Source organism: Actinomycetospora callitridis, from assembly GCF_028737265.1.
Classification (GTDB): domain Bacteria; phylum Actinomycetota; class Actinomycetes; order Mycobacteriales; family Pseudonocardiaceae; genus Actinomycetospora; species Actinomycetospora callitridis.
The window spans coordinates 111,567-132,342 of the sequence record NZ_JAQZAK010000010.1; the positions used below are offsets into that span (position 1 = coordinate 111,567).

22 protein-coding genes and 1 riboswitch are annotated in these 20,776 nt (G+C 75.4%); of the genes, 10 read left to right on the forward strand and 12 right to left on the reverse strand.

Going from position 1 to position 20,776, the window contains the following annotated elements:
• Nucleotides 1-2: 2 nt before the first annotated feature.
• The gene (locus tag PH191_RS24850; RefSeq protein ID WP_274197303.1) at nucleotides 3-254 is read right to left on the reverse strand and encodes a hypothetical protein; all 252 of its coding nucleotides are present in this window, start codon (nucleotides 252-254) and stop codon (nucleotides 3-5) included.
• Between the two features lie 82 nt (nucleotides 255-336).
• Nucleotides 337-1,035, reverse strand: coding sequence for an ATP-dependent DNA ligase (locus PH191_RS24855; RefSeq protein ID WP_274197396.1), 699 nt, complete (start codon nucleotides 1,033-1,035; stop codon nucleotides 337-339).
• Between the two features lie 93 nt (nucleotides 1,036-1,128).
• On the opposite strand from PH191_RS24855, the gene ku reads away from it, so the two are divergent.
• Nucleotides 1,129-2,214, forward strand: coding sequence for a non-homologous end joining protein Ku (ku, locus tag PH191_RS24860; RefSeq protein WP_274197304.1), 1,086 nt, complete (start codon nucleotides 1,129-1,131; stop codon nucleotides 2,212-2,214).
• Between the two features lie 7 nt (nucleotides 2,215-2,221).
• Here the strand turns inward: ku and PH191_RS24865 are convergent, their stop codons facing one another.
• Nucleotides 2,222-2,446 carry a cation transporter gene (locus PH191_RS24865; RefSeq protein WP_274197305.1) on the reverse strand — a complete coding sequence of 75 codons (225 nt, stop codon included), beginning with the start codon at nucleotides 2,444-2,446 and terminating at the stop codon, nucleotides 2,222-2,224.
• Between the two features lie 126 nt (nucleotides 2,447-2,572).
• Between PH191_RS24865 and PH191_RS24870 the strand changes: the two genes are divergently transcribed.
• Nucleotides 2,573-3,160, forward strand: coding sequence for a type 1 glutamine amidotransferase domain-containing protein (locus tag PH191_RS24870; protein WP_274197306.1), 588 nt, complete (start codon nucleotides 2,573-2,575; stop codon nucleotides 3,158-3,160).
• Between the two features lie 103 nt (nucleotides 3,161-3,263).
• Nucleotides 3,264-4,388 carry a YncE family protein gene (locus PH191_RS24875; protein ID WP_274197307.1) on the forward strand — a complete coding sequence of 375 codons (1,125 nt, stop codon included), beginning with the start codon at nucleotides 3,264-3,266 and terminating at the stop codon, nucleotides 4,386-4,388.
• Nucleotides 4,389-4,400: 12 nt separating this feature from the next.
• Here the strand turns inward: PH191_RS24875 and PH191_RS24880 are convergent, their stop codons facing one another.
• Both PH191_RS24880 and PH191_RS24885 read right to left on the reverse strand, forming a co-directional pair.
• On the reverse strand, nucleotides 4,401-5,612 hold the full coding sequence (locus tag PH191_RS24880) for an LCP family protein (RefSeq protein WP_274197308.1): 1,212 nt from the start codon (nucleotides 5,610-5,612) through the stop codon (nucleotides 4,401-4,403).
• A gap of 400 nt (nucleotides 5,613-6,012) precedes the next feature.
• The gene (locus PH191_RS24885; protein ID WP_274197309.1) at nucleotides 6,013-6,711 is read right to left on the reverse strand and encodes a TetR/AcrR family transcriptional regulator; all 699 of its coding nucleotides are present in this window, start codon (nucleotides 6,709-6,711) and stop codon (nucleotides 6,013-6,015) included.
• Nucleotides 6,712-6,810: 99 nt separating this feature from the next.
• Here PH191_RS24885 and PH191_RS24890 point away from each other — a divergent pair, with 99 nt between their 5' ends.
• The 7 genes from PH191_RS24890 (at nucleotide 6,811) to PH191_RS24920 (ending at nucleotide 13,893) form a co-directional block, all read left to right on the forward strand.
• Nucleotides 6,811-8,322 carry a flavin-containing monooxygenase gene (locus PH191_RS24890; protein ID WP_274197310.1) on the forward strand — a complete coding sequence of 504 codons (1,512 nt, stop codon included), beginning with the start codon at nucleotides 6,811-6,813 and terminating at the stop codon, nucleotides 8,320-8,322.
• Between the two features lie 25 nt (nucleotides 8,323-8,347).
• Nucleotides 8,348-9,244: an SDR family oxidoreductase gene (locus PH191_RS24895; RefSeq protein WP_274197311.1), complete on the forward strand. Its 897-nt coding sequence runs from the start codon at nucleotides 8,348-8,350 to the stop codon at nucleotides 9,242-9,244.
• A 100-nt stretch (nucleotides 9,245-9,344) separates the two neighbouring features.
• A complete protein-coding gene (locus tag PH191_RS24900; protein WP_274197312.1) occupies nucleotides 9,345-10,565 on the forward strand; it encodes a cytochrome P450 family protein in 1,221 nt (406 codons plus the stop codon).
• 61 nt (nucleotides 10,566-10,626) lie between these two features.
• Nucleotides 10,627-11,772: an Hsp70 family protein gene (locus PH191_RS24905; RefSeq protein WP_274197313.1), complete on the forward strand. Its 1,146-nt coding sequence runs from the start codon at nucleotides 10,627-10,629 to the stop codon at nucleotides 11,770-11,772.
• A 10-nt stretch (nucleotides 11,773-11,782) separates the two neighbouring features.
• Nucleotides 11,783-12,634 carry a DNA-formamidopyrimidine glycosylase family protein gene (locus tag PH191_RS24910; RefSeq protein ID WP_274197314.1) on the forward strand — a complete coding sequence of 284 codons (852 nt, stop codon included), beginning with the start codon at nucleotides 11,783-11,785 and terminating at the stop codon, nucleotides 12,632-12,634.
• 25 nt (nucleotides 12,635-12,659) lie between these two features.
• Nucleotides 12,660-13,106: a nitroreductase family deazaflavin-dependent oxidoreductase gene (locus PH191_RS24915; protein ID WP_274197315.1), complete on the forward strand. Its 447-nt coding sequence runs from the start codon at nucleotides 12,660-12,662 to the stop codon at nucleotides 13,104-13,106.
• Nucleotides 13,107-13,116: 10 nt separating this feature from the next.
• On the forward strand, nucleotides 13,117-13,893 hold the full coding sequence (locus tag PH191_RS24920) for an endonuclease/exonuclease/phosphatase family protein (RefSeq protein ID WP_274197316.1): 777 nt from the start codon (nucleotides 13,117-13,119) through the stop codon (nucleotides 13,891-13,893).
• On the opposite strand, the gene cobA is transcribed toward PH191_RS24920, so the two are convergent.
• From cobA to PH191_RS24955, 7 genes are all read right to left on the reverse strand, one after another.
• Nucleotides 13,890-15,107, reverse strand: a complete 1,218-nt coding sequence (cobA, locus tag PH191_RS24925; protein WP_274197317.1) for a uroporphyrinogen-III C-methyltransferase — start codon at nucleotides 15,105-15,107, stop codon at nucleotides 13,890-13,892. The two genes, PH191_RS24920 and cobA, sit on opposite strands and share 4 nt — an antisense overlap.
• Complete coding sequence (gene cobT, locus PH191_RS24930) at nucleotides 15,104-16,900, reverse strand: nicotinate-nucleotide--dimethylbenzimidazole phosphoribosyltransferase (protein ID WP_274197318.1); 1,797 nt, start codon at nucleotides 16,898-16,900, stop codon at nucleotides 15,104-15,106. The genes cobA and cobT overlap by 4 nt, the downstream gene beginning before the upstream one ends.
• Nucleotides 16,897-17,955: an Rv2231c family histidinol phosphate aminotransferase CobC gene (gene cobC / locus PH191_RS24935; protein WP_274197319.1), complete on the reverse strand. Its 1,059-nt coding sequence runs from the start codon at nucleotides 17,953-17,955 to the stop codon at nucleotides 16,897-16,899. Before cobC ends, cobT begins: the two co-directional genes overlap by 4 nt.
• On the reverse strand, nucleotides 17,952-18,200 hold the full coding sequence (locus PH191_RS24940; RefSeq protein WP_274197320.1) for a hypothetical protein: 249 nt from the start codon (nucleotides 18,198-18,200) through the stop codon (nucleotides 17,952-17,954). Before PH191_RS24940 ends, cobC begins: the two co-directional genes overlap by 4 nt.
• A 140-nt stretch (nucleotides 18,201-18,340) precedes the next feature.
• Nucleotides 18,341-18,466, reverse strand: a riboswitch (cobalamin riboswitch).
• Nucleotides 18,467-18,622: 156 nt separating this feature from the next.
• Nucleotides 18,623-19,240 carry a helix-turn-helix transcriptional regulator gene (locus PH191_RS30000; protein ID WP_337994097.1) on the reverse strand — a complete coding sequence of 206 codons (618 nt, stop codon included), beginning with the start codon at nucleotides 19,238-19,240 and terminating at the stop codon, nucleotides 18,623-18,625.
• 30 nt (nucleotides 19,241-19,270) lie between these two features.
• Nucleotides 19,271-20,224 carry an asparaginase gene (locus PH191_RS24950; protein WP_274197321.1) on the reverse strand — a complete coding sequence of 318 codons (954 nt, stop codon included), beginning with the start codon at nucleotides 20,222-20,224 and terminating at the stop codon, nucleotides 19,271-19,273.
• The gene (locus PH191_RS24955) at nucleotides 20,221-20,760 is read right to left on the reverse strand and encodes a cyclodeaminase/cyclohydrolase family protein (protein WP_274197322.1); all 540 of its coding nucleotides are present in this window, start codon (nucleotides 20,758-20,760) and stop codon (nucleotides 20,221-20,223) included. Before PH191_RS24955 ends, PH191_RS24950 begins: the two co-directional genes overlap by 4 nt.
• Between the last annotated feature and the right edge of the window lie 16 nt (nucleotides 20,761-20,776).

The window sequence follows — 20,776 nt, forward strand, 5'->3', positions numbered from 1 at the left end:
GGCTACGGGTCGGTCGGTCCCGGGCCGGCGTCGAACCTCCGGTGCAGCAGCCACAGGGCGGCCGCGTCCGGCGTCGGGGGTGCCTGTCGCCTCGCGGGGGCCGACGACGAGTGGATCGACCTCTCGTAGGCCCGGTCCAGCGCCACGTGGGCGCGATCGACCGCGGCCTGGGCCCGCCCGAGCACCGCGAACGTGTCGTGGCGCCGGCCACGGCCGCTCCCCGCCGGGGGGACGCTCTCGGGGTGGGGTGGCACGGCGGTCCTCCGTCCGTCGGTCCGCGACCGACGGGGGTAGCCGGTGGCGCGATCGACTACTCGCGGGTGGGGATGCGTGGCGTCAGAACAGCGTGTCGTGCTGCGGCGTGCGCTCGCGACGGGCGTGGCGGGGCCGCCGCGAGGGGGGCGTCGACGGGACCGGGGACGCGCCGGACGCCACGGTGGCCGTCGGGCCGGCGTGCGCTCCCGCCCGCGGCGCGTGCGGGGCGACGCGGACCCACTCGCCCCCCGAGTCGCCCGAGCGGTACGGCGTGCCCCGGCGCTTGGCGATCACCCCGGACAGCCGCTGGGCGACGACGCCGGCGAGCAGGGCGGACCCGTCGTCGTAGGCCGGCGAGATCTGGATGCGGGTGGCCCGCGAGAGGTCGAGGCGCGAGAGCACCGCCCGCCGCTCCTCGAGGGGCCGGGGGTCGAGCGGCACGCCGTAGAGCCGCATGACGTCGTAGACCATGAACACCGCCGGCCGCTCCCGGGCCAGCGCCCGGGCGCGGGTGGCGTCCTCCACCCCGAGACGCTCACCGAGGGCGTCGGCCGACGGGCTCCCCCCGTCGAGCATCACGGCCTCGCCGTCGAGCAGGCCGTCGGCGACGGCGTCGACGAGTCCGGCGAACTCGGGGAACCGGGCGGTGACGTCCTCGCCGTCGGCGGTGCACAGCGTCAGCTCGCCCTGGTCGACGTCGGCGAGCAGGCGGACCCCCGCCCAGTCGACCTCGTAGCTCCACGCGCCCTCGACCGGCAGGTCGCCGGGAACGGGGAGCATCGGGAGCACGGAGCCATCGTGCCCCCGCCCACCGACAACGGCGCGGACCGGGGTCGGCGCGTCATTGACTGGGACGAGTGGTGCCGGTGGGGCATGCTGGTGGCTTCGCACGGTGAGGAGACCACGCACCGTGCCCGCCGAGAGGGGCCGATGATGCGCGCGATCTGGAACGGCGCCGTGTCGTTCGGGCTCGTGAACGTGCCGGTGCGGCTCTACGCCGCCACCAGCAACCACGACATCCGTTTCCACCAGGTGCACGAGCGCGACGGCGGACGCATCCGCCAGAAGCGCACGTGCTCGGTCTGCGGCGAGGAGGTCCAGTACTCCGAGATCGCCAAGGGCTACGAGACCGACGACGGCCAGCTGATCATGCTGGACGACGACGACCTCTCGACCCTGCCGGTGGCGAGCGGGCACGAGATCGACGTCGTGCAGTTCGTCCCCTCGGACCAGATCGACGCCCTGCTGCTCGACAAGAGCTACTACCTCGAGCCCGAGAGCAAGGCGGTCAAGCCCTACGCGCTGCTGCGCGAGGCGCTGCGCGAGACCGACCGCATGGCCGTGGTCAAGGTGGCGCTGCGGCAACGGGAGACGCTGGCGCTGCTGCGGGTGCGCGACAACGCGATCGTGCTGCAGACGATGCTCTGGCCCGACGAGGTGCGCGAGCCCGAGTTCGAGACCCTGCGCACCGAGGTCGAGCTGCGTCCGCAGGAGATGCAGATGGCGTCCTCGCTGGTCGAGAGCCTCTCGGGCGACTTCCAGTCCGACCAGTTCGAGGACGACTACCGCCAGGCGATGGTCGACCTCATCGACTACAAGATCGAGCACGGCGGTGGGCGTCCCACCCCGGAGGCCGCGCCCGCCGAGGAGGGCGACGACATGACCGACCTCCTCACCGCGCTGCGGCGCAGCGTCGAGGCGGCCGGGGGCAAGGCTCCGGCCGAGGAGCCCGCGGCGGCATCGTCGGACGCGTCGGACGCGTCGGACGAGACCGAGGACGCACCGGCCGAGGAGAAGCCGAAGCGCTCGCGCTCGAAGAAGACGGCGGAGAAGACGGACGAGGCGCCCGCCGAGGAGGCGCCGAAGAAGTCCTCGACCCGCAAGTCGTCGAAGAAGAAGTCCGACGAGGACGACGACGAGACCGCGACGGCCAAGGGCGGGCGCAGCAAGACCGCCTGAGCGCCGCTCAGTTCGCGAGCGCCTCCTGCTCGGGGACGTCGTAGCCCTGGTCCTCGATCACGTCGACGAGGGCCCGGACGGTGACGATGTCGTCGTGCTCCACGCGCACGAGGCGGCCGTCGACGTCGACCTCGACGGTCCGCACGCCCTCGAGCGGACCCACGGCACCCTCGATCGCCGACTTGCAGTGCCCGCAGTGGATCTCCGGGACCGACAGGGTGGTGCTGGTCATCGACGTGCCTCCGTTTCGTCGCGTCGGGGCCGGGGGAGCCCTTCGCGTCCACGGCACCGTCCCGTACAGGGACACGGTGCGATACCCCCCGAGGGTAACCACGACGCGAGGGAGCGCTGGACGACGATGGCCGAGAACGCGACGTTGCAGGGCAGGACCGTCATGTTCCTCTGCGCCAAGGAGGGCACCGAGCAGGTCGAGCTCACCGAGCCCTGGAAGGCGGTCGAGGAAGCAGGCGGCACCCCGGTGCTGGTCTCCGAGACGCCCGGGTCCATCCAGGCCTTCCACCACCTCGACAAGGGCGACCGCTTCGACGTCGACGCGGTCATCACCCAGGTCAAGATCGAGAACTACGACGCCCTGGTGCTGCCGGGCGGTGTGGCCAACCCCGACCTGCTGCGCACCATCCCGGACGTCGTCCAGGTGGTCGGGCAGTTCTTCGCGAACCGCAAGCCGGTCGCCGCGATCTGCCACGCGCCGTGGACGCTCGTCGAGGCCGACGTCCTGCGCGGGCGCCGCCTGACGTCGTTCCCCAGCATCGCGACCGACCTGCGCAACGCCGGCGCGGAGTGGGTCGACGAGGAGGTCGTCGTCGACGAGGGCCTGATCACCAGCCGGTCCCCCGACGACCTGCCGGCCTTCTGCCGCACGCTCGTCCAGGAGTTCGCCCAGGCCCCGACGCCCGCGCACGCGCTGAGCGCCGACCAGGCCTGAGCCGACGCGACGACTGCACCACCCGGACGCCGACCGGCACCCGAACGGGGCCGGTCGGCGTCGTCGCGCGGAGCACACCTCGGGCGGGACATACTCCCGCCCCATGCGCAGACGCACCGCCCGTGCCGTGGTCGCCGTCGGTCTGATCGCGGGCCTCGCAGCCGCCGGCTGCAGCAACGAGGCGCCGACCCCACCGGCCGCCGCGCCCGCGAGCCCCGCCCCGCCGGTGCCGACGACCACCGGGTTCCTGCCGCCCGGCGTGCCCACCGAGGGCACGCGCCCGCCGACGGAGAACCTGCCGCTGGCCGCCGAGCCGCGGTCGGCCCCCGTACCGACGTCGGCGCCGCCCGGACGGCAGGTCCGCGTCGGCGACGCCCCCGAGGGCGTCGTCGTCGACCCGGTGACCCGCACCGTGGCCGTCGCCAAGCGCAACCCGAACGAGCTCGTCCTGCTCGACGCCGACACCGGCGAGGTCCGCGGGCGCACGCCGTTGCCCGGGTTCGTGCGGCACCTCCAGCTCGCCGGCCCCGGCGGGCCGGTGCTGGTGCCCGTCGAGAGCGCCAACACCGTCGTCCGCGTCGACCTGCCCGGGGGCAGCGCGCAGGCGCCGATCGTCGTCGGCACCGTGCCCCACGACGTCACCCAGGCCCCCAACGGGACGGTCATGGCCGCCGACGAGCTCGGCGGCACCGTCTCCGCCGTGCGCGGCGACCGGGTGGTCAAGGTCTTCACCGACGCCGTCCAGCCCGCCGGGATCGTGCCGGTCGGCAACATCGTCGGCATGGTCGACGTCCGCAAGAACACCCTGACGACCTACGACGCCGACACCCTGCGCATCGTCGGGGAGGTGCCGTCCGGCGCCGGCCCGACGCACATGGTGGCCGACCGGCACGGGCGCATGATCGCCACCGACACGCGCGGCGACGCGGTGATCGTCTTCGAGCCGACGTCCGGTCCGAACGGGGGGCCGCGCGAGGTCGCCCGCGTCGCCCAGCCCGGCGGGCCCTACGGGATCACCTACGACCCCGCGCGCGACCGCGTCTACGTGGCGTCCTCGGGCACCAACGAGGTCATCGCCTACGACATGACCGCGCCGCAGCCGCGCGAGGTCGGACGGGTCGCCACCGTGCAGAACCCGTACACCCTCGGCGTCGACCCGCAGACGGGCCGGCTCTACGTCGCCGGCGTCTCCACCGGCGCGATCCAGATCGTCGACCCGCCCGCCTAGAGCCCTGCCGGCTCAGCCGCCGGTGAGGAGGCTCGGCGGGATCTCCTCGTCCTCACGGATGGCGTCGAAGAACTGCGCGGACTTCTGCTTGTTCCAGACCACGCCGCCGGAGACGCTCGACGACAGGTCGATCGGGACCGTCGTGGTCACCCCGCCCTCGCCCGACAGCGAGCGCATCGCGAAGCCCAGGCTCGCCAGGTTCCAGATGTGCGTCGAGTCGTCGACGGTCAGGGTGCCGATCGCCGAGTTCGCGAACGGCACGATCCGGAACGGGTTGAGCAGCGTCACCGGGCTCGCCGCCTCGCTGACCAGCGCGGACAGGAACTTGCGCTGGTTCTGGATGCGCTGCAGGTCGGCGTTCGGGAACGCGCGGGTGCGCACGAAGCCCAGCGCCTGGGGGCCGTCGAGCGTCTGGCACCCGGCGGGCAGGTCGATGCCGGCCTTCGGGTCGTCGATCGCGTCGTCGAGACACATGTCGACCCCGCCGATCGCGTCGACCATGCCGGCGAAGCCCTCGAAGCCGATCTCCGCGTAGTGGTCGATCTCGATGTCGGCGGCGGTCTCGACGGTCTGCGTCAGCAGCTCCGGCCCGCCGATCGAGTAGGCCGAGTTCAGCCGGCCCCGGCCGTGACCGGGGATGGGCAGGATCGAGTCGCGCGGCAGGCTGGTGAGCGAGGTCTGGCCGCCGAACCCGCCGACGTGCACGAGCATCATCGTGTCGGTGCGGCTGCCGTCGACCTCGCCGGTGGACAGCTGCTGCGCGGCGGTGTCGCTGAGGCCGGCGCGGCTGTCCGAGCCGATGATCAGCCAGTTCGTCCCGGAGCTCGAGGAGCCCTCGTACTCGGGCAGCGCCTGGATGCGCGTCATCTGCGTGTCGAGGTAGATCCCGAAGCCGACGAAGAGCAGCACGATGACCGCGAGCACCGCGCCGATGCGCTTGGGCCAGCTCCAGCGGGAGAAGGGGCCACTCCCGCGACCGCGGCCGCCCGAACCGGCGCCGCTGCGCGACCACGCCGGGCGCTCGGGGATCCGTTCGCGCCAGGACGGGCGCTGCTGTCGGGCCTCGCGGGCGACGTCCGGGTCGAAGCCGACCTGCGGGTCGCGGTTCCAGTCCGGCCCGCCGACGCGGGTCGGTTGCGCCCGGGGCGGCGAGGCGGCGCCACCGGCGGCACCGGCCCCTGCGGCCGGGGCCCCGCGCGGGGCCTTCCGGCCGCGGCCGGGCATCGAGAACCCGCCGGGTCGCTCGGGGGGTGGGCCGCCCGGGGCCGGCCGTGGCGGCTGTCCGGGCGCCTGCCCGGGGGGCGGGCCCGCGGGGCGGCCGGGCGGACGACCGCCGGGGGGCGGGCCGCCACCGGGGGGAGGTCCGCCGGGTGGGCCGCCGGGGCCCGAGGGGGGTCGCCCCCGACCGGGGGGTCCGCCGGGTCGGTTCATCGCCGCCTCACCTCGTGCCTCGCGGTGACGGAGCGCCGGGGGCGCCGACCGGCTCTCGGGTGCCGGCCGCGGGCCGTCGTGGTCGGAGACGATACGCAGGCCACGACGGTGGCCGACCGCCCCCGGACGGCCGAGCACCGGCACGGCGTGCTGACGGCGCTCCGCCGGGCGTCCTCCCGGAGCCGCCCGGGCGTCACACGTCCGGACGAGCGGCGCGGTCGAGCACCGCGAGGACGAGCTCCGTGACGGTCGGGGCGAGCTCGCCGAGGCGGTCGCCGCGCCCGTCCTCGACGGCGTCGAGGACCAGCTCGTTGATGCCGCCGACGAGGGCGACCGCGGTGGGCCGCGGGATCCCCTGCAGACCCTCGAGCTCCGGCACGCTCCCGGACCCGCCCGCGGCCCACCGGGCGGCGCCGAGGCCGACCAGCGCGGAGAGCTGGTCGGCGAACCGGTTGAGCACCTCGCGCCGCACCCGCCAGCCGCGCTGCCCGAGCCCGCTGATCTCGGTGAGCAGCGTGCGGGTCAGGGCCGGCTGCTCGGCGAGGGCGTCCAGGTAGGCGCGGGTCGCGGTGTCGACCTCGGCGGCGAGGTCCGGCGCGGGCGCGCCGTCGCCGGCCTCGACCGCGGGCGCGACGGCCTCCGCGATGCGCGTGAGCGGGCCCTCGGCGGCCGCGACGTAGGCGGCGAGGAAGCAGTCCTCGCGGTCGGCGAAGTGCTGGTAGAAGGTCCGCTTCGACACGCGGGCGGTGGCGACGACGTCCGCCACCGTCACGGCGGCGTACCCGCGGTCGGCGACCAGGACGATCATCGCCTGGACCAGGCGGTCGCGGTGGGCGGGACTCCCGGAGCCCCCCGACGACGCCGGGGCGCTCGAGGGTGCGCGAACGGACACTGGACAACGGTACCACCGCGTACCACACTGACCGGCGCTGCGGTACGGTCGTGTACCAACGCATCGGGGACACGGCCGCCGACGCCACGAGGAGGACCCATGACCACGCCGACAGAGGCATCTCCGGAGACCACGAGCCACGAGCCCGTCGCCCACCTCGCGGTGGCCATCGTCGGCAACGGCTTCTCCGGGCTCGGCACGGCGATCCGCCTGCGCCAGGGGGGCGAGGACAACTTCCTGATCTTCGAGCGCCACGACGACGTCGGCGGCACCTGGCGGGACAACTCCTACCCCGGCTGCGCCTGCGACGTCCCGAGCCACCTCTACTCGTTCTCGTTCGCCCCGAACCCGGACTGGAGCCGCTCCTTCTCGGCCCAGCCGGAGATCCACGCCTACCTGCAGCGCGTGTCGGCCGAGTACGACATCGACCGCTTCACCCGCAACCGCCACGAGGTGCTCGACGCGTCGTGGGACGACGACGCGCAGCACTGGGTGGTGACGACGAGCCAGGGCGTCTGGACCGCGGACGTGCTGGTCCTGGGCTCGGGCGCGCTGTCCGACCCGTCGTTCCCCGACGTCCCGGGCCTCGAGGACTTCGAGGGCCCGGTGTTCCACTCCGCGACCTGGCGCCACGACCTCGACCTGCGCGGCCGTCGCGTCGCCGTCATCGGCACCGGCGCGTCCGCGATCCAGTTCGTGCCGGAGATCGCCCCCGTCGTCGACACGCTGAAGGTCTTCCAGCGCACGCCGCCCTGGATCATGCCGCGCGGCGACCGCGCCATCACCGGCGTCGAGAAGCTGCTGTTCCGGTGGTTCCCGCCGGCCCAGCGGATCGTGCGCGAGGCCATCTACTGGGCGCGCGAGACCTTCGTGTTCGGGTTCAAGGACCCGAAGCGCATGGGGAAGGCCGCGAAGATCGCCGAGCGCCACATGCGGCGGCAGGTCACCGACCCCGAGCTGCGCGAGAAGATCACGCCGAGCTACTCGATGGGCTGCAAGCGCATCCTGCTGTCCAACGACTACCTGCCCGCGCTCGACCGCGACAACGTCGAGGTGGTCACCGAGAAGATCGTCGAGGTGCGGCCGCACGCCGTCGTCACCGCCGACGGGGTCGCCCACGAGGTCGACACGATCATCGCCGGCACCGGGTTCGCCATCGGCGACCTGCCGATCAGCCACCGCGTCCACGGGCGCGGCGGACGCAGCCTCGCCGAGGACTGGGCGGGATCGCCGTTCGCCCACAACGGCACCATGATCGCGGGCTTCCCGAACGCCTTCACCCTGCTCGGGCCCAACACCGGCCTCGGCCACAACTCGGTCGTGTTCATGATCGAATCGCAGATCAACCTCGTGCTCGACACGATCCGCCACATGCGCGAGCACGGCGTGGGCGCGGTCGAGCCGACCGTCGCCGCGCAGACCGCCTTCGTCGAGGAGATGCAGCGGCGGACGGCGGGCACCGTCTGGGTCGATGGCGGCTGCTCGAGCTGGTACCTCGACAAGCACGGCCAGAACTCGGCGCTCTGGCCCACGTTCACGATGCCGTTCCGCCGTCGCCTCAAGCACTTCCGGCCGGAGGAGTACGTCCTCACGCCGACCTCCCGTTCCTGACGCCCCGATCCGAGGAGACCACCCCGTGCCATCCCGTGAGGCCACTGATCTGGCCGGCAAGGTCCTGTTCATCACCGGCGCCGCCCGCGGCATCGGCGAGGAGACCGCGCGGCGCGCCGCCGCCCGCGGCGCGCACGTCGCCGCGGTGGGCATGGAGCCCGAGCGACTGGAGAAGCTCGTGGCCGAGCTGGGCCCCGGCCACTGCTGGGCCGAGTGCGACGTCACCGACCAGTCCTCGCTCGAGTCGGCGGTCGCGACGACGGTCGCCGCGCTCGGCGGGATCGACGTCGTGATCGCCAACGCCGGGATCGCCAACCACGGCACCGTCGCCGAGAGCCCCGCCGACGTCATCGCCCGCGTCATGGAGGTCAACCTCATCGGCGTCTCGCGGACGGTCTCGGCCACGATCCCGGAGGTCGAGAAGCGGCAGGGCTACATGCTGCTCGTCTCGTCGCTCGCCGCCTTCACCGCGCTGCCGGGGATGGCCGCCTACTGCGGCGCCAAGGCGGGCGTGGAGAACTACGGCAACGCGCTGCGCTTCGAGCTGGCGCACCGCGGGATCGGCGTCGGCACCGCGCACATGGGGTGGATCGACACCGACCTCGTGCGCGACGTCAAGGCCGACTCGTCGACCTTCGAGGACACGCTCAAGAAGCTGCCCTACCCGCTGGGCGCGCTGACGTCGGTGGAGGACTGCGCGGACGCCTTCCTCGAGGGCATCCTCAAGCGCAAGCGCCGGATCTTCGTCCCGAAGGCGGTCGCGCTGGTCGCCGCCGCCCGCCCGATCACGTTCTCCTGGCTCGGCGACCTGCCCGTGCTCGCGCAGGCGAAGCAGATGGTGCCCCGTCTGGAGGAGCAGTTCCGGAAGACCGGACGCACCTTCGGGGCGTCGAGCGCGGGCATGGGGAAGCGGGGCACCTGAGCCGTCCCGTCAGGCACGGCAGGACCCCTGCGCCGCGGGTAGCGTCATCGCTGAACCACCACTCAGTGAATCTTGAGCGTGCCCGAAAGGGGTCCTGCCCGTGACCGACCTCGCCACCGGCCCGGTCTTCACCGACGACTACTGGCGCGAGCCCTTCGCCGTGCTCGGGGAGGTCCGCGACCAGGCCCCGGTCCGCGAGGTCGAGCTGCCCGAGGGCGGCACGACGTGGCTGGTCACGCGCTACGCGGACGCCCGGTCGGTGATGGCCGACCCGCGCTTCGTCAAGGACTTCCGCAACTCCCTGCCCGAGGACCAGCGGGCGGACATCCCGGGCCTCCCCTCGCCGGTCGGCGACATGATGCTGCTCAACGACCCGCCGGTGCACACCCGCCTGCGCAAGCTCGTGGTCAAGGCGTTCACCGTGCGCCGGGTCGCGGCCCTGCGCCCGCGCATCGAGACGATCGCGGGCGCGCTGCTCGCGGGGCTGCCCGCCGGCGAGCCCGTCGACCTCGTCGACGCCTACGCGGTGCGGCTGCCGACGGCCGTCATCTGCGAGCTGCTCGGCGTGCCGGTGGAGGACCAGGACGCGTTCGGCGCGTGGTCGCGGACGATGATCGACGACTCCGGCGAGGCCGCCACCCACCAGGCCAACGCGAGCCTGGCCGCGTACCTCTCCGAGCTCGTCGAGCGCAAGCGCGCCCAGCCCGACGAGGCGCTGATCTCCGCGCTGATCGAGGTCTCCGAGGAGGGCGAGCAGCTCTCCACCTCCGAGATCGTCGCGATGGGGATGCTGCTGCTCATCGCCGGTCACGAGACCACGGCGACGCTGATCACGACGGCGGTCGAGGCCATGCTGGGCGACCACGCGCTGCGCGACCGGCTCGCCGCCGCGGAGTCCGACGAGCTACGGGCCGCGATCGAGGAGTTCCTGCGGTGGGGCTCGCCGATCGCCCAGGCCCCGCTGCGCTTCGCCGCCGAGGACGTCGAGTTCGACGGTGTCGTCGTGCCCCGCGGCGCGATGGTGATGGTGTCGCTGGCCGCGGCCAACCACGACCCCGCGCGCTTCGAGCGGCCCGACGACTACGAGGAGCTGCGCGACACCACCGGGCACCTCGCCTTCGGGCACGGCCTGCACTTCTGCCTCGGCGCGTCGCTGGCCCGGCTGGAGGCCGAGGTCGCGCTGCGGACGCTGCTCGACCGCTTCCCGGGGTTCGTCGCCGGGTCCGACGTACCGCTCGAGCGTCGCCGCAGCGTGCTCGTCAACGCCTGGCAGCGGCTGCCCGTGGTGCTCGACCCCGACGCGGTCGACGGGTCCGCCTGACCGCACGGCGGGACCTGCCCTGTGACACCCTGCGGCGGGTGAGCGGAGGGGCGACGGCGTCATGACGGCACCGGACGCGCGCTGGACCCTCGCGATCGACCACGGGACCTCCACGACCGTCGGGGCCTGGGCCGACGTGGACCCGCGGGACGGCTGGGTGCGCGTGGGCGCCGTGACCGTCGACGGCGCGCCCGGGATGCCCTCGGCGGTGCTCTCGCGCCCCGACGGCGCGGTCCTCGCCGGCCGGCCCGCGCTCGAGGCCGGCACGCTCGACCCGGCCGCCGCGCTGCTGCGCACCCGGCCGCACCTCGCGGCGAGCACCGGCGGCCCGCCGGAGCTCCTGACGCAGTGGCCCCGGCCCACGACCGCGGTCGACGTCGCCACGGCGCTCATCGCGAAGGTGATCCGGGCGGAGGCCGGGCGCCGGGGCACGCTGCCGTCGTCGGTGGTCCTGCTGCACCCGGCGTCGTGGTCGGCGCCGGCGCGGGAGGCGCTGCGCCAGGCCGGCCTCGCCGCGCTCGCGGCGATCCCCTACACCTCGCCCGAGCAGCTCGACCTGCTCGACGGTCCGCGCGCCGCCGCGCACCGGCTGGGCGGCCAGGGCCGGCTTCTCGTCGTCGACGTCGGCGGCGCCGCCACCGAGCTGGCCGTCGTCGACCGCGGGGGCGACGGCACCGGCTCGGTCACCGCGATGCGGTCGGTGAACGTGGGGGCCGAGGTGCTCGACGACGCCCTCGCCCAGCTGATCCTCGACCGCTCGCCGCCGCACCTCGCCGCGCGCGTGCGCTTCGGCGGCGACCTCGAGGCCCACCGCGCCTGGTACCGGCTGCGCACGAGCGTCCGGGACGCCAAGGAGGCGCTGGCCGTGCAGGGCACCGTCGCGGTCGCGCTGCCCGTGCTGCCCCCGGAGAACCCGGTGCCGGGCGTCGTGTCGCTGACGCACGCCGACCTCGGCGCCATGCTCGCGCCGGGCCTCGAGGAGATCGCCCAGGGGATCTCCGCGCTCGTCGGATCCCTCTCCGGTCCCCGGCCGGCGATGCTCGTGCGCGGCGGCCTGACCGACATGCCGCGCGTGCGGGAGTGGCTCGCCGAGCGGACCGGGTTCGGCCTGGCGCACGGCGGGGACCCGGGCGCGGTCTCGGCGACCGGCCCCGCGTCGGGCGCGGCCGCGTGGGCCGCCGAGAGACTGAACCTGGGGCGGCGCTAGGAGGGATCGCGTGGAGGGTGACGCCGTCCACCGCTGCGCCGCCCGCCTCGACGCGCTCTCCGGCGCGACCGTCGTCCGCAGCGACTTCCGGACGCCGTCGCTCGCCACCGCCGACCTCGCCGGGCGGACCCTCGTCGCCACCCGCGCGCACGGCAAGCACCTGCTGACCCGGCTCCGTCGTGACGGGACCGACGACCTGACGTTGCACAGCCACCTCCGGATGAGCGGCTCCTGGACGGTGGTGCGCAAGCACGGGACCCACGGCCGCCCCCTGCTCCCGCGGCACCTCGCGGTGCGCGCGGTGCTGACCCTCGACCCCGGGGTGTCGCTCGTCGGCGTCGACGTCCCGGTGCTCGAGCTGCTGCGCACCCGCGACGAGCTCCGGGTCGTCGGCCACCTCGGCCCCGACGTGCTGGCCGGGCAGCCGACCGCGACGCAGGAGGAGTTCGACCTCGGCGAGGCGCTCGCCCGGCTGACCCGCGACCCGGCCCGGCCGGTCGTCGAGGCGCTGCTCGACCAGCGCGGGGTCGCCGGTCTCGGCAACCTCTGGGCCGTCGAGCTCTGCTTCCTGCGCGGGCTGTGGCCGTGGACGCCGGTGGGCGTCGTCGACCTCGAGCCCCTGCTCGCGCTGGCCCGTCGCATGATCCGCCACAGCCTGGAGCACCGGACGGGCATGACCACCACGGGCGTGAAGCGCCGCGGCGAGAACCACTGGGTCACCGGGCGGTCGAACCGGCCGTGCCGGCGCTGCGGCACGCTCGTGCGCTTCCGGCCCGCCGCCGGGTCCGGCGCGCCGTTCACCCGCGAGGTGTGGTGGTGTCCGTCGTGTCAACCGGCCCCGGCCGGGGCACACGGGCCCTAGAGATCGCCAGCTGAGGAGAACCACCATGGCCGTCGCGGCCGACATCGAGCGCGCCACCGACTCGACGACCGACTGGGTCGCCGAGCACGTCCAGCAGTACGTGGCCTCCGGCGGTACCGAGGGCCACGACTGGCGCGGCGTGCCGACGCTGGTGCTGGCCACGACCGGCGCCCGCACCGGCGAGCCGCGGCGCACCGGGCTCATCTACGGCACGAGCGGGGACGACCTCGTCGTCGTCGCCTCGGTGGGCGGCGCTCCGGAGGACCCGCAGTGGTACCGGAACCTGCTGGCCGAGCCGCAGGCCGGCGTCCTCGTCGGCACCCGGAAGCTGACCGTCCGCGCCCGCACCGCAGGCCCCGAGGAGCGTGGTCCGCTCTGGGAGCAGATGGCGCGCATCTTCCCGAAGTACGAGGACTACGCACGCAGGACCGACCGCGAGATCCCCGTCGTCCTGCTCACGCCGGAGGCCTGAGAACGTCGCGATGAGGCTGGCGACGTTCAACCTGCTGCACGGCCGCTCACCGCACGACGGCGTGGTCTGCCCGGGCCGTCTGCGGGACGCGGTGAAGGCGCTGGACGCCGACGTGCTGTCGATCCAGGAGGTCGACCACACCCAGCCGCGCTCGGCGCTGGTCGACCAGACCGCCCTGGTGGCCGAGGCCGTCGGCGCGCGGGACAGCCGCTTCCTGCCCGCCCTGGTCGGCACGCCGGGCGGGTCGTGGCGGGAGGCGGGCCCGGACGAGGTCCCGGGTGCCGAGCCGACGTACGGGATCGGGTTGGTGAGCCGGCACCCCGTGGCCGCCTGGCACCGGATCCCGCTGGGGACCTCGTGGTTGACGCTGCCGCTGCTGGTCGACGCCCGGCGCCCCGCCCTGGTGCGCGACGAGCCCCGGCTGGGGCTCGCCGCCGTCCTCGCGCCGCCGGCGCCGGTGGGCACCGTCGTCGCGACCCACCTGGCGTTCACGCCGGGCTACAACGTCGTGCAGCTCCGGCGGCTGGCACGCGCGCTGCAGGACCTCCCCGGGCCGATCGTGATCCTCGGGGACCTCAACGTGCCGGGGCCGGTGGCGGGCGCCGCACTGGGGTCCTGGCACCCGCTGGCGCGCGCGCTGACGTTCCCCACCGAGGAGCCCCGCATCCAGTTCGACCACGTCCTGGCGTCGACCCCGCTGCCGGTCTCCGACGCGCGGGCCGTGGCCACGCCGGTGTCGGACCACCGGGCGCTGGTGGTGGACCTGGCTCCCTGGCCGGTTCCCTAGCCGAGGTCCGCGACCGCACCGATCACGATGACGGCGGGCGGGCGCAGTCCGGCGTCGGTGATGGCGCCGGGCAGCTTCGCGAGCGTCGCCCGGGTCGTCACCTCGCCGGGCAGCCCGCCCTCCTGGACGGCCAGCGCCGGGGTCTCCGGGTCGCGGCCCGCCGCGACGAGCGCCTCGGTGATGGCGCCGATGTTCTCGACGGCCATGAGCAGCACGATCGTGCCGCGCAGGCGCCCGAGCGCGTCCCAGTTCACCAGCGACTGCGCGTGCCCGGGCGGCAGGTGGCCGGAGACGACCGTGAACTCGTGCGTGACGCCGCGGTGGGTCACCGGCACGCCGGCGAGCGCCGGCACCGCGATCGCGCTGGTGATGCCGGGGACGACCTCGACCTCGACGCCCGCGGCGACGCAGGCCTGGATCTCCTCGACGCCCCGGCCGAAGACGAACGGGTCGCCGCCCTTGAGCCGCACCACCCTCCGGCCGGCCAGGGCCTCCTCGACGAGCACCTGGTTGATCGTGTCCTGGCTCATGTAGCGCCCGCGGGGCAGCTTCGAGGCGTCGATGACGGTGACGTCGGGCGGCAGCTCGTCGAGCAGCGGCTGCGGCGCGAGCCGGTCGGTGACGACGACGTCGGCCGACGCCAGCGCCTGGCGCCCGCGGACGGTGATGAGGCCCGGGTCGCCCGGCCCGCCCCCGACGAGGGTGACGCCGGGCCGCACGACGCGGTGGCGGCGGTCGGCGAGCGTGCCGCTGCGCAGGGCCTCGACGGCCCCGTCGCGCACGCCCGTGGCGCGCCGCGGGTCGCCGCCGCCGTGCACGGCCACGGTGATGTCGTCGTAGCGGCCCACTGCGGGCGTGACGGCCGTGCCGGCGTCCGCGATGTCGGCGCGCACGCAGAACACGCGCAGCAGCTCGGCCTCGGCGGCGACCTCCGCGTTGACCTCCGCGTCGTCGGTGGCCGCGACCGCGTACCAGGCGTCGGCGAGGTCGCCGTGGGCGTAGGGCCGGGCGTGCCACGTGATCTCGCCGGAGTCCGCGAGGGCCTCGAGGGCGGTGGTGAGCGTCGGGCTCACGACGAGCGTGTCCGCGCCGACCTCGTGCAGCCCGGCCACCCGACGCTGGGCGACGGACCCGCCGCCGACCACGACGACCCGCCGGTCCTGCAGGTGCAGGCCGACCGGGTACACGCGGGCGGGCGGCTCGCTCGGGCTCACGGTGCGTCTCCCCTGCTCTCCGTCAGATCCTCCGTGGCCAGGTCCTGCTCGGCACGGTCCTGCTCGGCACGGTCCTTCTCGGTCACCCCGGCCGCGTCGAACGTCGCGACGTCGGCGAGCGCGCGGGCCGCGGCGGTCACCACCGGCACCGCGAGCAGCGCCCCGGTGCCCTCGCCGACCCGCAGTGCCAGGTCCAGCGCGGGCGCCAGGCCCAGGTGCTCGAGGGCCAGGGTATGGGCCGGTTCGACCGAGCGGTGCCCCGCGATCCAGGCGTGTGACGCAGTCGGGGCCAGCGCGGCCGCCACGAGCGCCGCCGCGCCGGACACCACGCCGTCGAGGACGACGGGCGTGCGCAGCGCCGCGGCGCCGAGCAGGAACCCGGCGATCCCCGCGTGCTCCAGCCCCCCGACGGCGGCGAGCACGCCCAGGGGGTCGGCGGGGTCGGGGTGGTGCTTCTCGAGCGTCTCCGCCACCACGGCGGTCTTGCGCCTGTGCGTGGCGTCGTCGATGCCGGTGCCGCGCCCGGTGACCTGCTCGGCGGACGCGCCCGTGAACGCGGCCACGAGCGCCGCCGAGGCGGTGGTGTTGGCGATGCCCATGTCGCCGGTGACCAGCAGCCGGCTGCCGGCCGTGACGAGGTCGCGGGCGGTCTCGACGCCGGCCCGCATCGCGGCGCGGGCCTCGTCGCGGGTCATCGCGGGGCCCGCGGTCATGTCCCGGGTGCCGTGGCGGACCTTGCGCGGCAGCAGGCCGGGCGCGGGGTCGAGGTCGGCGGCGACCCCCACGTCGACCACCTGCACCTCGGCGCCCACCGTCGCGGCGAAGGCGTTCACCGCGGCGCCGCCGGCGAGGAAGTTCGCGACCATCTGCGCCGTGACCTCCTGCGGCCACGGCGTCACCCCGCGGGCGTGCACCCCGTGGTCGCCCGCGAAGATCGCGACGACGGCCGGCTCCGGGAGCGGCGGCGGGCAGCTCCCCGCGAGCCCGGACAGGCGCACGCCGAGCTCGCCGACCTCGCCGAGCGCGCCGGGCGGCACGGTCATGCGGGTCAGGTGCTCGCGCGCCGCGGCCTCGCCCTCGGTGGTGTCGAGGTCGGCGAGCGCCGCGAGCGTCTCGTCCAGCGGATCCATCGCGTGGTTCCCCCAGGTGTCGGTGTGCACGGCCCACGCCAGGGGTCGGCGTCGGGCCCATCCGGCGGTGGCGAGCTCGGGCTGGTCGGCGAAGCCCTCGACGTGCCCGACGCACAGGTAGGCGACGACCTCGAGGTGCAGCGGCATCCCGACGCGCTCGTGCAGCGTGCGGGCCAGCACCCGCTCGTCGAAGAAGCTCACCCAGCCGACGCCGAGGTCCTCGGCGCGGGCGGCGAGCCACAGGTTCTGGACCGCGCCGGCCACGGAGTGCGCGGCCATGCGGGGCTGGGTGAGGCGCCCGAGGACGTGGCGCCCGCCACGGGTCGGGTCGCAGGTGACGACGACGCCCAGCGGGGCCTCGCGGATCGCCTCGACGCGCAGGCCGGCGAACTGCCGGGCGCGGGCGGCGGGCAGGGACGCCGCGAACTCCCGGCGCTGCTGCTGGGCGAGCGTCGCGAGCTCGTCGCGCAGCGCGGGCGAGCGCAGGACGAGGAAGTCCCAGGGCTGCGAGAACCCGACGCTGGGCGCGGCGTGGGCGGCCGCGAGCACGCGGTGGAGGCGCTCGTCGTCCACCGGGGTGTCGACGAAGCCGGTGCGCACGTCGCGGCGGGCGCGCAGGACGCGGTGCAGGGCGTCGCGGTCGCCGGGTTCCAGGGCGTTCACAGAATCTCCGCGAGCGTGGTGACGAGGTGGTCGGTGACGTCCCGCGACCGCACCGCGATCCGCATGTGCTCGGGATCGAGACCGGGGAACGTGTCGCCGCGGCGCACCGCGAGGCCGCGCTCCCGGAGCCGTTCGCGGACGTCGGTGCGCCCCGGCGTGCGCACGAGGACGAAGCTGGCCGCCGGGGTGCCGCGGACCTCGAGGCCGTCGAGTCTCTCCAGGGCGGCGACGAGGTGGTCGCGGTCGGCGGTGACGATGCGGGCAGCGTGGTCGGCCTCCGCGCGCGCCCCCTCGGTGCTGCAGGCCTCGAGTGCCACCAGCGCCGGCGACGACACCGACCACCGCGGGGCGGCGGCGCGCAGGTCCCGGGCGAGCTCCGCGGGGGCGAGGGCGTAGCCGACGCGGAGGCCTGCGAGGCCCCAGGTCTTGGTCAGGCTGCGCAGTACCACCAGGCCGGGGAGATCGCGGCGCCCGGCGAGGCTGTCCGGTTCGCCGGGCGCGGTGTCGATGAAGGCCTCGTCGACCACCAGCGTCCGGCCGGGCCGCGCCAGCGTCGCGAGGACCGCGGCGGGGTGGCGCACCGAGCTGGGGTTGGTGGGGTTGCCGACGACCACGAGGTCCGCGCTCACCGGGACCGCGTCGGGGTCGAGGGTCAGGTCGCCGTGTGGATCTCCTCGGCTCAGCACCACCCGGTCGACCGCGTGCCCCGCCGCCCGCAGCGCCGCCTCCGGCTCGGTGAACTGGGGGTGCACGACGACGGCGTGGCGCGGGCGCAGGGCCCGCGCGAGCAGCACGAACCCCTCCGCACCGCCGGCGGTCGGCACGACCTCGCTCTCCGGCCGTCCGTGGCGCGCGGCGACCGCGGCGGTGGCCGCCGCCGGGTCCGGGTAGGCGGCGAGGTCCTCGAGGCTCGCGGTGAGACGCTCGCGCAGCCACGTCGGCGGGGTCCCGGCGCGCACGTTGACCGCGAGGTCGACGAGACCCGGCCCGACCTCGGCGTCGCCGTGGTGGTGGAGGTCGTACAGGGTCGGGTCCGCCTCCCGGGTCCGCGTCACCGGCGGGCGCGCGCGGCCCGCAGGAGCACCGTCTCGGCCTCGGGCACCGACGCGGCGAGCACCGACGTCACGGCCGACGGCGCGGCGCCCTCGTCCCAGTCGGCGTCGCGCATCCGGGCGACCAGCTCGCGCGCGAGGGTGTCGACCCGGGCGGCGGCCTCGGCGCGGTCGCGGACCGGGCCGTCGCCGAGCAGGTCGAGCGGGAGGTGGCCCGCGCCGGCGAGCACGCGGCGCAGGTCGAGCAACAGCCGTTCCTCACGTCCTCGGGTGCGTGTCACCGGGGGGTGGGATCGAGCGTGCGGGGTCACGGGTGCGTGCATCGTCGCCGGCCTTCCTCGGGGTCCTCGCCCGATGTCTGCCTGAAGCCTTGCCTCGCGACGGCCGGAGTCTCCTGGCTCCCGGATCGCTGCTCGCCCCGGCCTTCCCGCCGGCAGGTGCCGGCCGTGGCCTCCCGTGGGGTCTGCTCCCCGGTGACAGTGGCGGGACCGCGCCGGAATCACACCGGCTTCCTCCGCGTCCGTCGACGGCTCAGACGACCACGCAGGTCACGAGTGCGTCAACGCCGTGGCGAGGTTCGAGTGCGTGGCGTTACGGACACTGAATCGTCTGCATCCCACTGAGCACGCCGATAGGGTCCGCCGCTGACCCGAGTGCTCCACCGAACGGCTCAGCGCAGCAGGCCCTGGCGGAAGCCGCGGGCGACGGCGTCGGCGCGGTCGCCCGCGCCGAGCTTGCGGAACAGGCGCCGGGCGTGGGTCTTCACCGTGTCCTCGGCGAGCACGAGCTCGGCGGCGATCTCGGCGTTCGACAGGCCCTCGGTCATCCCGAGCAGCACGTCCATCTCGCGGTCGGAGAGCTCGGTGGTGGCGGGGCGGGCGCCGGGCAGGGCGGAGGGGTCGGCGAGGTCGCCGGCGCGGAGGAACCCGCGGGCGCCGAGGCGCAGGGCCCAGGCGGCGCGCTCGTCCTCGGCCGTGGCGGCACCCCGCTCGGGCGCCGGGCGCTCGGGCAGGGGGTCGAGCTCGGTCGACGGCGCCTCGCCGACGACGAGGACCGGCGTCTCCGGGGCGTGGCGACGCACCTGGCGGACGGCCTCCATCCAGGCGCTGCCGTCGTCGGCACCGACGAGCACGACGTCGGGCCCGTGTCCGTCGACGAGGTGGCCGAGGCCGACGACGAGGTCGGAGACGTTGTCGACGCACGGGAGGTCGTCGAACACCGAGGAGAGATGGCCGACGAGGCGTTCCCGCGCGGGCGTCGCTCCGGCGAAGACCAGGCACGATCCCATTTCACGCTCTCCTCACCCCGATGAGTGCTCTCACGATCGCACACGGTGAACGCCGATCGGGTGACCCCCTCCTCGGACGAGTGGCGCGGCGAGGCTGGTCAGTTCGGCCGTGCGGTCGAGGCCGCGACGGCGCAGCACCTCGAGGAGCACCGGGCCCACCGCCCGGCCCGCACCGTCCACGACGGCGAGCGCGAGCGACGCGCCGTCGGGCAGCACGGCGAGCAGGACCCCCTCGGCCCCGACCTTCGACAGCGCGCCGGGCTGGACGGTCATGAGGACGGTGTCGAGGCGGTCGGGGCCCGCGACGAGCCCGGGGTGGGCGCGCATCGCGGCGGCGACGCGACCCTCGGGCGTGTCGGCCGGCGCGACGTCCAGCGCCCGCCCGAGGCGCGCCACGGCGACGAGGTCGGTGGCGAACGCCGGTGCTCCGCAGCCGTCGACGGTGACGGCGTGGACGGGGCCCGCGAGGCGCTCGAGGGTCGCCCGCACCCCGCGCTGCAGCGGGTGCTCGGGGTCGAGGTACCCCTCGATCGGCCACCCCCGCGCCACGCAGGCGGCGAGCATCGCGGCGTGCTTGCCCGAGCAGTTCATCGCGAGCCGCTCGGGCGCCCGCTCGCCCCACGCGTGGTCGGCGGCGACCCCGAGCGGGCGCGCGGGCGGGCAGCCCAGCGCGTCGGCGTCGAGGCCGTGGCGCGCGAGCAGCCCGGCGGCGAGGGCGAGGTGCTCGGGCTCGCCGGAGTGCGAGCCGGCAGCCAGCGCCAGCTCCCGGTCGTCGAGATCGGCGGTGGTCCCGGCGAGGGCCTCCAGCACCGCCACCGCCTGGGCCGGCTTGAGCGCCGAGCGCGGCAGCATCGGGACGTCCACGGCCCCGGCCCGCAGCGCCGTCGTCCCGTCGGGCTCGAGCACCACCAGCGCGACCCGGTGCTCGGACTCGACGATCTCGCCGCGGGTCACCTCGACCACCCAGGGCTCGGTGGAACTCACACCAGCCGCTCGGCCAGCGCCCGGGCGTGCCCGGCACGTTCCTCGACGTGCTCGAGGCGGGGGTCGGCGAGCTCGCCGGCATCGGCGATGTTCGCCCCGACCAGCGCCGCCGCGCTCTCGGCGGCCGCGGCGGCCAGGAACGCGGCGGTCACCGCGTCGCCGGTGAGGTGGTCGGGCCCGCTCTCGGCCAGGAGCGCCGCCAGCTCGGCCACGCGCACGGCGAGGGCGACCACGTCCGAGGGCACCTGGACGATCGCCTCGGTCGCGGCGGGGCCTCCGCCGGGCTTGCGCCGGGCCTCGAGGAAGTCCGTGAAGGCCTCGACGTCGTCGTCGGCCAGGCGCAGGGCCTTCGCCCGCAGGGCGTCGAGCTCCGTCACGGCCTCCCGGTCGGCGGCGGCCTTCGCGACCTTGGTGGCGAGCCCCGCGGCGAACGAGGCGGTCACGGCCGCGGTCGACCCCGCCGCCGGGCCGGGCCCGGCGGCCGCGAGGACCTCGCCGAACCGCGCGACCCCCAGGTCGCCGATCGGCCGGCTCACGGGTGCACCCCCTGTG